The 14,058-nt window shown below is 70.3% G+C and carries 14 protein-coding genes; 7 read left to right on the top strand and 7 right to left on the bottom strand.

Translation table 11 applies throughout. From position 1 onward, the window contains the following. Positions 1-47: 47 nt before the first annotated feature. The gene (locus ACZZZB_RS06590; protein ID WP_463529228.1) at positions 48-956 is read right to left on the bottom strand and encodes an ABC transporter ATP-binding protein; all 909 of its coding nucleotides are present in this window, start codon (positions 954-956) and stop codon (positions 48-50) included. A gap of 131 nt (positions 957-1,087) precedes the next feature. Further along, positions 1,088-1,669 carry a TetR/AcrR family transcriptional regulator gene (locus ACZZZB_RS06585; RefSeq protein WP_463529227.1) on the bottom strand — a complete coding sequence of 194 codons (582 nt, stop codon included), beginning with the start codon at positions 1,667-1,669 and terminating at the stop codon, positions 1,088-1,090. Between the two features lie 134 nt (positions 1,670-1,803). Between ACZZZB_RS06585 and ACZZZB_RS06580 the strand changes: the two genes are divergently transcribed. Beyond that, on the top strand, positions 1,804-2,190 hold the full coding sequence (locus tag ACZZZB_RS06580; RefSeq protein ID WP_079003829.1) for a DUF1304 domain-containing protein: 387 nt from the start codon (positions 1,804-1,806) through the stop codon (positions 2,188-2,190). A 92-nt stretch (positions 2,191-2,282) separates the two neighbouring features. Further along, on the top strand, positions 2,283-3,296 hold the full coding sequence (locus ACZZZB_RS06575; RefSeq protein ID WP_085511912.1) for an NADP-dependent oxidoreductase: 1,014 nt from the start codon (positions 2,283-2,285) through the stop codon (positions 3,294-3,296). Between the two features lie 79 nt (positions 3,297-3,375). Here ACZZZB_RS06575 and ACZZZB_RS06570 read toward each other — a convergent pair whose 3' ends face one another. Then, positions 3,376-4,473 carry a Glu/Leu/Phe/Val dehydrogenase family protein gene (locus ACZZZB_RS06570; protein WP_411557826.1) on the bottom strand — a complete coding sequence of 366 codons (1,098 nt, stop codon included), beginning with the start codon at positions 4,471-4,473 and terminating at the stop codon, positions 3,376-3,378. Positions 4,474-4,637: 164 nt separating this feature from the next. On the opposite strand from ACZZZB_RS06570, the gene ACZZZB_RS06565 reads away from it, so the two are divergent. The 3 genes from ACZZZB_RS06565 to ACZZZB_RS06555 all read left to right on the top strand — a co-directional run bounded on the left by ACZZZB_RS06565 (position 4,638) and on the right by ACZZZB_RS06555 (position 9,067). Beyond that, positions 4,638-5,558: an AEC family transporter gene (locus ACZZZB_RS06565; RefSeq protein WP_463529226.1), complete on the top strand. Its 921-nt coding sequence runs from the start codon at positions 4,638-4,640 to the stop codon at positions 5,556-5,558. Positions 5,559-5,719: 161 nt separating this feature from the next. Further along, positions 5,720-7,312, top strand: a complete 1,593-nt coding sequence (locus tag ACZZZB_RS06560; protein ID WP_425313571.1) for an amino acid permease — start codon at positions 5,720-5,722, stop codon at positions 7,310-7,312. A 159-nt stretch (positions 7,313-7,471) separates the two neighbouring features. Further along, a complete protein-coding gene (locus tag ACZZZB_RS06555; protein ID WP_463529225.1) occupies positions 7,472-9,067 on the top strand; it encodes a DUF4832 domain-containing protein in 1,596 nt (531 codons plus the stop codon). 284 nt (positions 9,068-9,351) lie between these two features. Here the strand turns inward: ACZZZB_RS06555 and ACZZZB_RS06550 are convergent, their stop codons facing one another. After that, positions 9,352-10,227 carry an exodeoxyribonuclease III gene (locus tag ACZZZB_RS06550; RefSeq protein WP_071262231.1) on the bottom strand — a complete coding sequence of 292 codons (876 nt, stop codon included), beginning with the start codon at positions 10,225-10,227 and terminating at the stop codon, positions 9,352-9,354. A gap of 171 nt (positions 10,228-10,398) precedes the next feature. Here ACZZZB_RS06550 and ACZZZB_RS06545 point away from each other — a divergent pair, with 171 nt between their 5' ends. Further along, a complete protein-coding gene (locus ACZZZB_RS06545; RefSeq protein ID WP_463529224.1) occupies positions 10,399-11,097 on the top strand; it encodes a DedA family protein in 699 nt (232 codons plus the stop codon). 90 nt (positions 11,098-11,187) lie between these two features. Here ACZZZB_RS06545 and ACZZZB_RS06540 read toward each other — a convergent pair whose 3' ends face one another. Continuing rightward, the gene (locus tag ACZZZB_RS06540; protein WP_194643791.1) at positions 11,188-12,138 is read right to left on the bottom strand and encodes a LysR family transcriptional regulator; all 951 of its coding nucleotides are present in this window, start codon (positions 12,136-12,138) and stop codon (positions 11,188-11,190) included. Positions 12,139-12,209: 71 nt separating this feature from the next. Here ACZZZB_RS06540 and ACZZZB_RS06535 point away from each other — a divergent pair, with 71 nt between their 5' ends. Continuing rightward, on the top strand, positions 12,210-12,332 hold the full coding sequence (locus tag ACZZZB_RS06535) for a hypothetical protein (RefSeq protein WP_255376692.1): 123 nt from the start codon (positions 12,210-12,212) through the stop codon (positions 12,330-12,332). Between the two features lie 90 nt (positions 12,333-12,422). Here ACZZZB_RS06535 and ACZZZB_RS06530 read toward each other — a convergent pair whose 3' ends face one another. Together ACZZZB_RS06530 and ACZZZB_RS06525 are read right to left on the bottom strand one after the other, a co-directional pair. Continuing rightward, a complete protein-coding gene (locus ACZZZB_RS06530) occupies positions 12,423-13,187 on the bottom strand; it encodes a FadR/GntR family transcriptional regulator (protein WP_194643793.1) in 765 nt (254 codons plus the stop codon). Between the two features lie 53 nt (positions 13,188-13,240). After that, the gene (locus tag ACZZZB_RS06525; protein ID WP_194718745.1) at positions 13,241-14,029 is read right to left on the bottom strand and encodes a 3-oxoacyl-ACP reductase; all 789 of its coding nucleotides are present in this window, start codon (positions 14,027-14,029) and stop codon (positions 13,241-13,243) included. Positions 14,030-14,058: the final 29 nt, after the last annotated feature.

The raw sequence follows: 14,058 nt of genomic DNA, 5'->3' as shown, positions 1-14,058 counted from the left end.
TCCTTGCTGTGGATCGGTGCGGGATGACGGCGGAGGTGGTGGGTGGCTCAGTACGGGAAGTGCGGGATGGACGGCAGCCGTTGGTCGCCGCGGGCGAGACCGTGGCGGTCGATGCCGAGTCCGTCGAGGAGGCGGCCGCGCAGTTCGGCGAGCTCTGCTGACCCGCGGTCGCGCGGGCGGTTGCCGGGGACGGTCACGGTCTGCGCGATGGTCGAACCGGGCTGTCCCTCCTCGCGACCCAGGAGGATGACCCGGTCGGCGAGCTGGAGGGCCTCGTCGACGTCGTGCGTCACGAGCAGGATGGTGGTGGGCGCGGCGAGGTGGATGGCGAGCAGCAGGTCCTGCATCTTCAGCCGGGTGAGGGCGTCGAGGGCGCCGAACGGCTCGTCGAGGAGCAGGACGCCCGGCCGGCGGGCGAGGGCCCTGGCGAGTGAGGCGCGTTGCGCCATGCCGCCGGAGACCTCCCGTGGGCGGTGCTCGGCGAAGTCCGCGAGCCCGACGAGTTCGAGCAGCTCGGCGACGCGGGCACGTCCATCGGCTGCGGGTGTCCGCTTGGGCAGACCGAGTGCGACGTTCGCCGCGATGGTGCGCCAGGGGAGGAGTCGAGGCTCCTGGAAGCCGAAGGCCGTGCGCGGGTCGATGCCGGCGACGGGTGTGCCGTCGATGAGCACGGAGCCGGCGGTCGGGTGGTCGAGACCGGCCGCGATCCGCAGCAGGGTGGACTTGCCGCAGCCGCTCGTGCCGAGGATCGCCACGACCTCGCCGGCCTCGGCGGTGATCGTGACGTCGCGCAGCACGGGCCGCGGGGCGTCGGCGCGTTTGCCGGCACCGCTCGCGAAGGTGCGGCCGACCCCGGCGAACGCGACCGTGGAGGCACGATCCGCCGAGCCGACGGGGACGGCGTCGCGGGCGACCGGCGAGCTCGCGGCGAGCGGGCTTGGGGCAGCGTTCGTCATGGGTCTCGGGCTCCAGGGGTGGGGTGCCCGCCATGCTACGCGAGGGTGGCGGACCGCTCTCGGCCGCCGAAACAGAGCGTCACATTGGCCTCCGCCGGTGACATCCGGAGGGTTCCGGTGTTATGCGTCCGCTACCAGCTGCCGACCTGCGCGACGGCGACGTCGAGGATGGCGACGGCCTCCTCCCGGTTGACCCGGGCGAGCAGTAGCGCGCTGACCGACAACGACGTGAGCTGCCGGGCGGCCGCGGCGAGTTCGTCCGCGTCCGCCTCGGGACGGGCGAGGGCGAGGGCGTCCGAGACCGCGGTGGTGAGCTCGGCCCGGTAGCCGTCGACGACCTCGCGCAGTGCGTCGTCGTGGGCCGCGAGGCCGGCCGCGCTGTTGAGGAGGAGGCAACCGCGGCGGGGGGAGTCGTCGGGCAGGGTCGCGATGACCGTCTGCACGCCGGAGAAGTAGGTGGTGAGCCCGGCTCTGCCGTCCGTCGCCCGCGCGAGGACCGAGAGGCGCGGTCGGATGACGGTGTCGAGGTAGTCCTGCACGGCAGCGTCGAACAGCCCGCGCTTGCTGTCGAAGGCGTGGTAGAGGCTCGACCGCCGCAGGCCGGTGGCCGCTTCGAGGTCGGCGAGCGAGGTCGCCTCGTACCCGCGGTCCCAGAAGACGTCGCGCGCCGCCTGGACGACGGCGACGGTGTCGAACTCCTGCGTGCGTCCCATGGGTGCCTCCTCCTCGCTCGGCATCTGCGTGACGGGGTTGTGGACCGAGCGTTCTACTATTATAGTAGACCCATCGGTACAGAATGTCGCTCCGTCCGGACGACTCGACGCCGATCTCCCGGAAGGCCCGTCCCATGCTCGTCGTCAGTCTCGTCCTCGTCGGCATCGCCGCCCTCCTGCACGTCTACATCTTCGTGCTCGAGTCGCTGCGCTGGACCGAGCCGGCCACCCGCAAGACCTTCGGCACCTCGGAGCTCGAGGCCGAGACCACCCGCGGGATGGCGTACAACCAGGGGTTCTACAACCTGTTCCTCGCGATCGGCACGATCGTCGGCATCGTCTTCCTCATCACCGGCTCGACCGGTATCGGCGCGGCCCTCGTCTTCGCCTCGGCCGGCTCCATGCTCCTCGCCTCGCTCGTCCTCATCACCTCGGACCGCACGAAGGCCCGCGCCGCGATCGTCCAGGGGACCACCCCGTTGCTCGGACTCATCGCGCTCGTCATCGCACTGGCCGTCTGACACCTCCGCGACGCCCCAGGCGTCACCCCGTCCGCAACCCGACGACGTGCTGCGCCCGCCCACCGAATCACTGCACCAAGGAAAGGCACCACATGAACACCCCCGCGCTCAGCACCCAGATCCAGCTCGTCTCGCGACCGGTGGGCTGGCCGACCGAGTCCGACTTCCGGACCGTCTCCGTCGAACTCCCGGAGCTCGCGCCCGGCCAGCTCCGGGTCCAGAATCTCTTCCTCTCCGTCGACCCCTACATGCGCGGTCGCATGAACGACGCCCGCTCCTACGTCGCGCCGTACCAGCTCGGTGAGACGATGACCGGCGGCGCCATCGGCCGGGTCGTCGAGTCGGCCGCCGAGGGCTTCTCCGTCGGCGACGTCGTCCTGCACCAGTTCGGCTGGCGCGACCTCGTCCAGGAGGACGCCAGCGGGTTCCGCGTCGTGCCTGAGCTCCCCGGCGTCCCGCTGTCCGCCTACCTCGGCGTCCTCGGTATGACGGCCCTCACCGCGTACGTCGGTCTGCTCGAGGTCGCCAAGTTCCGGGAGGGCGACACGGTGTTCGTCTCCGGTGCTGCAGGTGCCGTCGGCACGATGGTCGGCCAGATCGCCCGTCTCAAGGGCGCGAAGCGCGTCATCGGTTCGGCCGGATCGGCTGAGAAGGTCGCCCTGCTGACGGAGAAGTACGGCTACGACGCCGCGTTCAACTACAAGGACGGCCCCGTCACCGAGCAGCTCGCGGCCGCGGCACCCGACGGCATCGACGTGTACTTCGACAACGTCGGCGGCGAGCACCTCGAAGCGGCGATCGACGCCTTCAACGACGGCGGACGCGCAGCGCTCTGCGGCGTCATCTCGCAGATCAACGACACCGAGCGTGCCGAGGGCCCGCGCAACCTGTCGAACATCGTGACCCGCGGGCTGACCCTCACGGGCTTCACCGTCGGCAACTACACGCAGCACTTCCCGGCGTTCTCCGGTGAGATGGGTGCCTGGTTGCAGAACGGCGACGTCGTCTTCGACGAGACCGTCTACGAGGGCCTCGACCACACGCTCGACGCGTTCCTCGCGCTCATGCGCGGCGCCAACACCGGGAAGATGGTCGTCAAGCTCTGACGCGATCCCTCGACCTCGCCTGACACCGGCGATCGACGGCCCGTCCACCCGCTCCGGGTGGACGGGCCGTTCGTCGTCGTCAGACCGCTGCGAGGACCCCGCCGGCCGCATCGATGCGGGCCATCGCGAGGCGTTCGGCGGCGACGAGCGTCGTGACGCCCTCCGCTGCGGCGTCCCGGTAGATCGACTGCACGGTCCGCCCGATCGCCGACACCCGCTGCTCGATGGCTGCGGCATCGGCGCCCGGTTCGGACGCCATGGCGAGGTAGATCACGCCGCCCGCGTTCGCGACGAAGTCCGGCGCCCACAGGATGCCGCGCTCCTCGAGGGCCACCGCGTCGGCGCGGGAGGCGAGCTGGTTGTTCGCCGCCCCGACCACGGCGCGACACCGCAGCTGCCCGATCACCCGGGCGTTCAGGGCGCCGCCGACGCCGCACGGCACGAAGAGGTCCGTCTCGACGAGGTGCTCGTCGCCCGGTTCGATCCAGCTGGCGCCGATCTCCTCGGCGAGGGCGCGCTTCCGTGGGTCGACGTCGGTGACGATGAGGCGAGCCCCCTCGGCCGCGAGCCGTCGGGCCAGACGGCCGCCGACCTGGCCGAGCCCGGAGATCGTCGCCCGGTGGCCCGCGACGAGCGGGGTGCCGAAGACCGTCTCGAGCGTCGCGGTGATGGCCGCGTGCACACCGGCCGCCGTCGCCTCGCTCGGTTCGCCGACGCCACCGCGGTCGGCCGGCAGCCCGCTGACGTGGTCGGTCCGCTCGGCGACGACGGCCATGTCCTCGGCGGTCGTGCCCACATCCTCCGCGGTGCGATAGGCGCCGCCGAGCGCCTCGACCGCGTCGCCGAGGTCGAGCATCGCGTCGCGGCGCTCCGCGGGGTCGAGGGTCGTGCCGACGGGCAGGTGGATGACGGACTTGCCGCCGCCGTGCGCGAGACCGGCGGCCGCGTTCTTCATCGTCATCCCCGCGGCCAGGCGGAGGGAGTCGTCGACGGCCTCGAGCCAGGACCCGTACCGCCAGAGCCGCGCGCCGCCGAGGGCCGGCCCCATGGCGGTGGAGTGCAGGGCGACGCTGATGGTCAGCCCGGAGCGCGGTCCGCGGCTGATGGAGAGGCGTTCGTGGGGGAGGGTGGTGCTGTGCATCGCGTCGCTGGACGCGACCGGGTCGAATGACGTCATCGTCGGATCTCCTCGTGGGTGATTGGTGCGGGCTCCTGGTGGGAGCGGATCGCAGGGCGATGGTGGTGCCCGGCTCTCCTCCCCAGATTCTCCACGCCGACCGCCCGCTCCACAACCGTCGGCTCGACCGGGCCGCCGGACGGGCTGCACCTAGGCTGGACGGCATGGGCGGAGTGCTGACGGGGTTCGCGATCATCGGCACCGTGATCCTCGTCGGCTACCTCGCCGGGCGTCTCGAGGTCGGGGGCCCGACGACCGGGCACGTGCTCAACCGGGTGGCGTTCTTCGTCACCAACCCGGCGCTGCTGTTCACCGTGCTCGCCACGGCCGACCTGCACGAGGTGTTCAGCAGTTTCATCTGGGTCGCCCTCGCGAGTGCCCTGTCGGCCGCCGCGCTCTTCGCGCTGCTGAACGCCGTGTGGCTCCGCAAGGACCTCTCGGTCGCGACGATCGGCGCGCTCGGCTCGGGCTACGTCAACGCCAACAACATCGGCATCCCGGTGGCGGTCTACGTCCTCGGCGAGGCCGGCTACGTCGCCCCGGTCATCCTGCTGCAGCTCCTCGTCTTCGCCCCGATCGCGCTCACCATCCTCGACGTCAGACAGCGCGGCTCCGTCTCCTTCCTCGGCATCGTGACGCAGCCCTTCCGCAACCCGATGATCGTCGCGTCGATCGTCGGCGTCGTACTCAACCTCTTCGGCGTCCGGCTCCCCGAGCCCGTCATGGCCCCGTTCGAGCTCCTCGGCGGCGCGGCCGTACCGCTCATCCTCATGGCGTTCGGCATGTCGCTGCACGGCATGCGGCCGTTGCAGGCCGGCAGCGGACGTCGGGAGATCTTCGTGGCGACGGCGATCAAATCGGTCGTGATGCCCGGATTCGCCTACCTCATCGCGCACTTCGGGTTCGGGCTGAGCGGCACGCCGTTGTTCGCCTCCGTCGTCCTCGCCGCCCTCCCGGCGGCCCAGAACGTCTACAACTTCGCCAGCCGGTACGAGCAGGGCGTCACGCTCGCCCGCGACACGGTCCTGCTGACGACGATCCTCTCCGTGCCGGTCCTCGTCGTCGTCGCCGCCCTGCTCGCCTGACCCCCGGGAACCGGTCCGTCCGAAGCGCCGCTGTCCTCCGAAGCATGGACAGCGATGGCCGGAAATGCCGAACGATCGCGACTACTCTTGGGCGGGCACGACTGAGATATACCACCGTCCAGTCCGGCGGAGCGCCGTCGGACCCGACCCGATGGGACGACATGACCGAAGGCACGACCCCACGACACGAACGTTCCGGAGACTGGGCCGCATCCCGCGAGACCGTCGGCGACGAGATGCTCGCCGTGCAGGACTTCTCCAGCGAGGAGGAGGGGTACCACAAGACCCTCAAGCCGCGGCAGATCCAGATGATCGCGATCGGCGGCGCGATCGGCACGGGGCTCTTCCTCGGTGCGGGTGGCCGCCTGAACAGCTCCGGCCCGGCGCTCATCCTCGTGTACGCGCTCTGCGGGTTCTTCGCCTTCCTCATCCTGCGCGCCCTCGGTGAACTCGTCCTCCACCGTCCGTCCTCGGGCTCGTTCATCTCCTACGCCCGGGAGTTCTACGGCGAGAAGATGGCGTTCGGCGCGGGGTGGTTGTACTTCCTCAACTGGGCGATGACCTCGATCGTCGACGTCACCGCGGCCGCGCTCTACATCAAGACCTTCGGCAAGCTGTTCGGCTGGAAGGAGCTCGAGGACTTCCCGCAGTGGGTCTTCGCGCTCGCCGCTCTGGTGGTGGTGCTGGCGCTCAACCTCGTCTCCGTCAAGCTGTTCGGCGAGATGGAGTTCTGGTTCGCGCTCATCAAGGTGTCGGCGCTGGTGATCTTCCTCATCGTCGGCGTCTGCTTCATCGTCTTCGGCGGACGCACCGACATCGGTGCCGTCGGATTCTCGGTCATCGGCGACAACGGCGGGCTGTTCCCGGTCGGCGCCTTCGCCCCGATGATCGCGATCTCCGGCGTCGTCTTCGCCTACGCGGCCATCGAGCTCGTGGGCACGGCGGCCGGTGAGACGGCCGAACCGAAGAAGATCATGCCGAAGGCCGTCAACACGGTCATCTTCCGCATCGCGATCTTCTACGTCGGCTCGGTGCTGCTCCTGTCGCTCCTGCTGCCCTACACGGCCTACCAGGCCGGCGAGAGCCCGTTCGTCACCTTCTTCTCGCACATCGGGTCGGAGCAGGCCGGGGCGATCTCGGCGTCCGTCATGAACTTCGTGGTCCTGACCGCGGCGCTGTCGAGCCTCAACGCGGGCCTCTACTCGACCGGTCGCATCCTCCGCTCGATGGCCGTCAACGGTTCGGCCCCCGCGTTCACCGGCAAGATGAGCAAGAACGGTGTCCCCTTCGGAGGCATCCTGCTCACCGCAGCGCTCACCCTGCTCGGCGTCCTCCTGAACGCGCTCTACCCGTCGAAGGCGTTCGAGATCGTGCTCGAGATCTCGGCCATCGGCATCATCGGCGGCTGGGCGACGATCATCCTCTGCCAGATCCAGCTGCAGCGCTGGGCGAAGCAGGGCAAGGTCGAGCGGCCGTCGTTCCGCTTGTTCGGGGCACCGTTCACGTCGTATCTGACCCTCGCGTTCCTCCTGTTCGTCCTCGTGACCATGGGCTTCTCGGAGACCGGGCGCTGGGTCCTCGCCTCCCTCATCGTCCTCATCCCGATGCTCATCGTCGGATGGTTCGCCGCCAAGCCGCGGATCATGGCCGCCGCGGCCGCACGCGAGGGGCACACGGGCACCTGGCCGGTGGTGGCCGAGCGCCCCGCCATCGATGCGAACAAGCGGAAGCGCGGGGGCGCACCGCGGTCCTAGCGGGAGTGCGGGTACCGGCGGGTCGGCGGTTCACGGGGAATCGCTAAGCGATAGTGATCACTTCAGGTCGGTTTCGAGCATTCCCTTGCACCTCGGGTGTCGGTTCAGCAGGATGTGGGCAACCTCTTCCGTGCACCACCGGACCCCGCTGGAGTTCCCGTGAACCGTCGTCTCCGTCTCGTCGCCGTGCTCGCCGCGTGCGGCATCGTCGTCGCCACTCCGCTGAGCGCTGCGGCGCAAGCACCCGCCCCGACCTCGGCCGACACGGTCGCCTACGAGCCGAGCGATGCGATCATCGCGAATCCCGAGCGCGGCTTCGACCACACGAACAACACCCACTACTACCCCGAGGGGACCGAGGGCGGGCCGGGGTACACGCCGCTCGACGTCGCCTCCCTGGCGGCCTACCGCGAGGAGGGCATCACCGAACTCGTCCGCGTCTTCTACCTGGAACGGTTCGTGGCCGAGCCGACCCTCGACCCGGCCTGGCTCGCGCTCGTCCAGGCGGACTTCGACGCGGCTCGCGCCGCCGGCATCTCGATCATCCCCCGCTTTGCGTACCTCGCCGGCGGCGACTTCCCGTACACGCCGCCGTATGGCGACGCACCGCTCGACATCGTCCTCACCCACATCGAGCAGCTCACGCCGATCTTCCAGGACAACGCCGACGTCATCTCCGTCGTCCAGGCCGGCTTCGTCGGCCTCTGGGGCGAGGGCTACTACACGGACCACTTCGCCGCGGACCCGGCGAACCCCGGTGTCCTCACGGACGAGGACTGGGCGAAGCGTCGCGCGGTCGTCGAGGCGCTCCTCGAGGCGGTTCCCGCCGACCGCTCCATCCAGGTGCGGACCATGAACATGAAGCAGAACATCCTCGGGGTGCCATCCGGCACCGCTGGTGCCATCACCGAGGCGCAGGCGTTCGACGGCAGCGCCATCTCACGCATCGGTCACCACAACGACTGCTTCCTCGCGGCACCCGACGACTGGGGCACGTACCTGTCGGACCCGATCTCGCTCGATCAGGACTACCTCGCGCAGGAGAGCGACTGGGTGCCGGTCGGTGGTGAGACCTGCAACGTGAACCCGCCGCGGTCGGAGTGGGCGACCGCCTCGGCCGAGATGGAACGCTACAACTTCAGCTACCTCAACTGGGACTACCTGCAGGACGTCCTGCAGTCCTGGGGGCAGGAGAACCTCGACACCACCGCGAAGCGACTCGGCTACCGCTTCGTGATGACGGAGAGCTCGGTCGTGGACGGCACGCTCTCGCTCACGGTCCGGAACGACGGCTGGGCGGCTCCGTACAACAGCCGGCCCGCCTACCTCGTGCTGTCGAACGCCGAGCGCACGGTGCGCGTCCCGTTCGGTTCGGACGCCCGCACCTGGGGTGCGGGGGAGACCGTCACACTCCAGGCGTCACTCGCCGACGTCCCGGCCGGTCGCTACGACACGGCGCTGTCGCTGCCGGCCACGCACGAGTCGGTCGCGGCGAACCCGCTCTACGCCGTCCAGACGGCGAACGTCGGCACCTGGGACGCGGCGACCGGCGTGAACAGCCTGCAGCGTCAGGTGACCGTCGGCGCCGACGGGGTCGTCATGGCCGAACCGGTGGCCGGTGCTGCGGCCAGACTGCCCGACACGGGCGTCTCGTCGCTCGCTCCCGCATGGCTGGGTGGTGGCGTGATCGCCCTCGGTGCCCTTGCACTGGTCCTCTCCCGCCGCCGTCGTCAGGCCTCCTCGCCCGCGTCCTGATCGGGGGACGTTCACAACTCCTGCTCGATCGGGGCGGCTACCGGCTCCGGTCTCGGACAGGGCCGCCGAGGCATGACCGGCAGGAGTTGTGAACACGGTTCGGACGGTCGGGCGGTCGAGCGCCGGACGGTTGGGTGAGGCGGGGCCAGCGGGTGCCTGTCCGCAGGCGAGGCCGTCTGCCGTGTTCACAACTCCTGCTGAGCGCTCGTTCTCGGCGCCTGGGATCCCCGTCGAGCGCCGGTGTGCTCTGACAGCAGGAGTTGCGGACAGTGCGGGCGGGGGTGTCAGCCGAAGATCATCGGCGAGTCGTCGTCCTCTTCCTCGGAGAGGGTGAAGTCGAGGTCGACGACGACGGGCACGTGGTCGCTCGGGCTGTCCCCCTTGCGCTCGTTGCGGTGGATCGACGCCTCGACGACGTGGTCCGCGAACGCCTGTGAGCCGTAGATGAAGTCGATCCGGAGGCCCTCGTTGCGGGGGAACCGGAGCTGCTTGTAGTCCCAGAAGGTGTAGCCCTCGGGGACGAACGGTCGGACGGTGTCCTGGAGTCCCGCGTCGACGAAGGCCGCGAGGGCGGCGCGCTCCGGTGCCGAGATGTGGGTCGAGCCCGGGCCGAAGCTCGGGTCGCCGACGTCGGAGTCGAGCGGCGCGACGTTCCAGTCGCCCATGAGTGCGAGCGGCAGCTCGGGGTTCTCGGCGAGCCAGGAGCGGGTGTCGGCTTCGAGCGCGGCGAGCCAGCGGAGCTTGTAGTCGTAGTGCGGGTCGCCGACCGCGCGGCCGTTCGGGACGTACAGGCTCCAGAGGCGGACGCCGTCGACCGTCGCGCCGATGGCTCGCGCTTCGAGCGGCAGGCCGTCGGCGTCGAAGCCGGGACCGTCGAGCGCGAGGCTCGCCGGTGGCTTGCCGAAGCCGGGCATGTCGGGGAAGCCGATCTGCACGTCCTCCATCGGAAGGCGGCTGGCGATGCCGACGCCGTTCCACTGGCTGAGCCCGTGGAGCTCCACCTGGTAGCCGGCCTTCGTGAAGGCCTCCATCGGGAACTGCTCGGGCTTGCACTTGAGCTCCTGCATGGCGAGGACGTCGACGTCCTCTCGGACGAGCCAGTCGACCACGCGGCCGACGCGGGTACGGATCGAGTTGACGTTCCAGGTGGCGATGCGCATGCCCCAACGCTATCGGTTTCCTTTCTCAGGAGACCTCCGGCGTGTCGCCCCGGGGGAGGGTCGCCACGCCGGAGAGGTCCTGAGAAAGGACCGGTTCGGTGGAGCCGACGGGTGGGGGATTGAGCGGAGGTTCCCAGGGATGGCGAGCGGGTGTCGCGTAGCGTCGAGGGTATGACGACGTCCACCGCCGCCACGTTCAGCCTGTCCGCCGCCTCGACCGGAGGGGACAGTGCCCTCGGAGGGGTCGCCGACTGGGCGGTCGACCTCATGGAGACGTTGGGTGGTCCGGGAGCCGGGCTCGCCATCGCCCTCGAGAACCTCTTCCCGCCGTTGCCGAGCGAGATCATCCTGCCGCTCGCCGGATTCGCCGCCAGTCAGGGCAAGCTCGGTCTCGTCGAGGTCCTCATCTGGACGACGGCCGGTTCTGTGATCGGCGCGCTGGCCCTCTACGCGATCGGCGCCGTCCTCGGACGTGACCGCATGCGCCGCCTCGCTGAGCGGGTCCCGCTCGTCCACGTCGAGGACGTCGACCGCGTCGAGGCCTGGTTCCAGAAGCACGGCTCGAAGGCGGTGTTCTTCGGGCGGATGCTCCCGATCTTCCGGAGCCTCATCTCCGTCCCCGCCGGCGTCGAACGGATGCCGGTCCTGCGGTTCACGCTGCTCACCTTCGCGGGCAGCGCCATCTGGAACACCATCTTCGTCCTCGCCGGCTTCTTCCTCGGCGAGCAGTGGCACATCGTCGAGGAGTACGCGGGCATCCTCCAGAAGGTGGTCATCGCAGGCGTCGTGATCGCCGTCGGCGTCGCGGTCTGGCGCGGCGTGCAGCGGTACCGACGGGAGCGCAGCGGCGCCGGTCGGGCCAAGGGCTGACCGTCCCCGCGGGACCGTTCTCAGGACGCTTGCGGTGTGTCCGTCGTCGCCGCCTCCGGCGCACCGACGGACTCCTGAGAACGGTCCCGCTCACACCCAGCGGGGCGTGGTGAGTTCCTCGGGCTCCGGCGCGGTGTGCGAAGCGGCGACCGACTGCGCCTCCACGCGGATCGCGTCGAGGACGGTCCGCACCGCCAGCCGTTCGGCGCGGTCGGGACGCGACAGCGCGACGATCCGACGCGTCGCGTCGAGCCCCGCGAGCGGACGGAGGACGATGCCGCGCTCCGGACCGCTGGCCGTGTAGCGCGGGAGGAGGCCGATACCGAGGCCCGCCGCGACCATCGCCTCGGCGATGCGGTTGTCGCTCACCCGCTGCACCACTCGGAGCTCGCCGCCCGATTCGGCCTCGATGCTGCGGAGCAGGCGGTCGAGCGGATAGCCCACCGGCACGCCGATCCAGGACTCGTCCGCGAGGTCCGCCGGGGTCAGGACGGCCTGGCCGCTGAGGCGATGCCCGACCGGCAGCACGACGTCGAGCGGCTCGGAGAGCAGCTGCGTGATGCGGAGACCGCGACGGACCCAGTTGCGCTCGCCGCTGATCGCCTGCGCGATGACGATGTCGAAGTCGGCCGCCAGGTCGGGGAAGTCCTCGAGGTCGGGGTCTCGGTCGCTCACGACGACCCGCAGGCCGGGTACCGCTTCGAGCGTGCGGAGCACGGCGGGTACAACCATCTGCCCGAAGGTGGGGAAGGTCGCGACCGTGACGGTGCCGATCGGACGGTTGCGGTACTCGTCCCACACGCTCGTCGCCCGCTCGATCGCGACGGCGACGTCCGTGGCGCTGGCCGCGAGTGCCCGGCCGGCGTCGGTGAGGACGAGGCCGCGACCACGCCGTTCGGTGAGCGGCAGGCCGGCCTCGCGCTCGAGGACCTTGAGCTGCTGGGAGACCGCGGACGGGGTGCGATGCGTGGCCTCCGCGACGGCGTGCACCGTGCCGCGCTCGGCGAGTTCGCGAAGCAGGTCGAGTCGGCGGACATCCATGTAGCGATGCTACCGAGTAGCGTCAGTATTGTTCGCTTGTCCTTCACGGCTGACAGGCGTTTCATAGAACCATGACCATCTATCTCGGCATCATCGCCCTCCTCGCTGCGAGTGCAGCCGTCGGATCGGTCGTCGTCGTCAAGCGCGACGGCTACCGTGCCATCCCGGCCCGCACCTACCCGAAGTCCTTCTAGGACCTCGCACCCGCCGGCCCGACCGGCGCATCCGACCTCCTCGCGACTCGTCGCCGGGAGGTCGTTCCATGTCCGCGCCGCGACAGGCGCTCAGGCGAGGAAGCCGCGGAGGAGCGCCTCGGAGCCGGCGACGTGCTCGGCCATCGCCTGCGCCGCCTCCTCGGGGTGACCGCGCAGGATCGCCTTGACGATGCGCTCGTGCTGCTCGTCGGAGTGCGCGATGTTGACCGCCAGCAGTGGGATGCCGTTGAGGAGTTCGTTGACCCGCATGCGCGACTCGGCGACGAGCGGCAGCAGGCTGGGGGCACCCACGAGCTCGGCGATGAGCAGGTGGAGGCGGGAGTCGTGGCGGCGGTAGTCGGCGGGCGCCGCGTCCCGGCAGTCTCCGAGTGCCTGCCAGAGTCGTTCGCGGTCGGCGCCGGACAGCTTGCACTGCGCCGCTTCGCGCGCCGCACCGACCTCGAGGATGCTGCGGAGCGTGAGCGTGTCCTCGATCTCCGCCGCCGAGATCGTGACCCTGCCGACCTCGGGGGAGTCGGCCGCGTTCATCGCTTCGTCGTCGGGCAGCTCGTCCATGACGAACGTCCCGCCGTAGCGCCCGCGCCGCGAGGTCAGGTAACCGGCCTCGGTGAGCGCGGCGATCGCATCCCGCACGGTGTCGCGGCTGACCCCCTGCATCGTCGCGAGTTCGCGCTCGGCCGGTAGACGGCCGCCCGGCTCGATGAGCCCGAGGCGGATTGACTGCAGGAGCCGCTGGACGGTCTCCTCGAAGGCGTTCCCGGCGCGGCCCGGACGCAGGAGGAGCTCGGCGCTGAGCACCTCGGTCGCCTCGTCGCCCTTCCGCGTCTCGCTCATCGGATCAGTCTATTTCCCCGGGGTCGCGTCCCCCGCCCGGGCATGTCGTCAGCTCATTCCGGTGTCACGTAGGCGGAGGAGATGCCGCCGTCGACGAGGAACGTCGACCCGGTGATGAAGGACGAGTCGTCGCTCGCGAGGAAGGCGACGGAGGCGGCCAACTCCTCGGGCTCCGCGAACCGACCGAGGGGGATGTGCACGAGTCGCCGCTGCGCGCGCACCGGGTCCTTCGCGAAGAGCTCCTGCAGCAGCGCGGTGTTGACGGGACCCGGGCACAGGGCGTTGACACGGATGCCCTGCCGCGCGAACTGCACGCCGAGCTCGCGGCTCATCGCGAGCACCCCGCCCTTGGACGCCGTGTACGAGATCTGCGAGGTGGCCGAACCGAGGACGGCGACGAACGACGCCGTGTTGATGATCGAGCCCTTCCCCTGCCGCACCATGTGGCGGATGGCGGCGCGCGAGCACAGGTAGACCGACTTGAGGTTCACGTCCTGCACGCGCTCCCAGGCCGGGAGCTCGGTCGTCTCGATCGAGTCGTCGTCGGGTGGGGAGATGCCGGCGTTGTTGAAGGCGATGTCGACCGAGCCGTAGGTCTCGGCCGCCGTGTCGAACAGGTGGTCGACCTGCGCCTGGTCGGTCACGTCGACCTGGACGAAGAGCCCACCGACGAGCTCGGCCGCCGCCTGGCCGGTCGTGGGGTCGAGATCGCCGATGACGACGGTCGCGCCCTCCGCGGCGAAGCGCTTCGCGGTGGCGAGGCCGATGCCGCTCGCGCCGCCGGTGATCACGGCGACCTTCCCGGCGAGTCGCTGGGTGAGGTCGATGGGGGTGATGGTCATGTGGTGCTCTTTCTCTCTGCCCCGCCCTT

Source organism: Plantibacter sp. AC185, assembly GCF_979258065.1.
Note: the sequence above shows the minus strand (reverse complement) of the source record. Positions and strands in the feature narration are given on the sequence as shown.

Coding starts and splice junctions, on each gene's coding strand:
- ACZZZB_RS06590 (WP_463529228.1), bottom strand. CDS start 956: ATGACGAACGCTGCCCCAAGCCCGCTCGCCGCGAGCTCGCCGGTCGCC.
- ACZZZB_RS06585 (WP_463529227.1), bottom strand. CDS start 1,669: ATGGGACGCACGCAGGAGTTCGACACCGTCGCCGTCGTCCAGGCGGCG.
- ACZZZB_RS06580 (WP_079003829.1), top strand. CDS start 1,804: ATGCTCGTCGTCAGTCTCGTCCTCGTCGGCATCGCCGCCCTCCTGCAC.
- ACZZZB_RS06575 (WP_085511912.1), top strand. CDS start 2,283: ATGAACACCCCCGCGCTCAGCACCCAGATCCAGCTCGTCTCGCGACCG.
- ACZZZB_RS06570 (WP_411557826.1), bottom strand. CDS start 4,473: ATGACGTCATTCGACCCGGTCGCGTCCAGCGACGCGATGCACAGCACC.
- ACZZZB_RS06565 (WP_463529226.1), top strand. CDS start 4,638: ATGGGCGGAGTGCTGACGGGGTTCGCGATCATCGGCACCGTGATCCTC.
- ACZZZB_RS06560 (WP_425313571.1), top strand. CDS start 5,720: ATGACCGAAGGCACGACCCCACGACACGAACGTTCCGGAGACTGGGCC.
- ACZZZB_RS06550 (WP_071262231.1), bottom strand. CDS start 10,227: ATGCGCATCGCCACCTGGAACGTCAACTCGATCCGTACCCGCGTCGGC.
- ACZZZB_RS06545 (WP_463529224.1), top strand. CDS start 10,399: ATGACGACGTCCACCGCCGCCACGTTCAGCCTGTCCGCCGCCTCGACC.
- ACZZZB_RS06540 (WP_194643791.1), bottom strand. CDS start 12,138: ATGGATGTCCGCCGACTCGACCTGCTTCGCGAACTCGCCGAGCGCGGC.
- ACZZZB_RS06535 (WP_255376692.1), top strand. CDS start 12,210: ATGACCATCTATCTCGGCATCATCGCCCTCCTCGCTGCGAGTGCAGCC.
- ACZZZB_RS06530 (WP_194643793.1), bottom strand. CDS start 13,187: ATGAGCGAGACGCGGAAGGGCGACGAGGCGACCGAGGTGCTCAGCGCC.
- ACZZZB_RS06525 (WP_194718745.1), bottom strand. CDS start 14,029: ATGACCATCACCCCCATCGACCTCACCCAGCGACTCGCCGGGAAGGTC.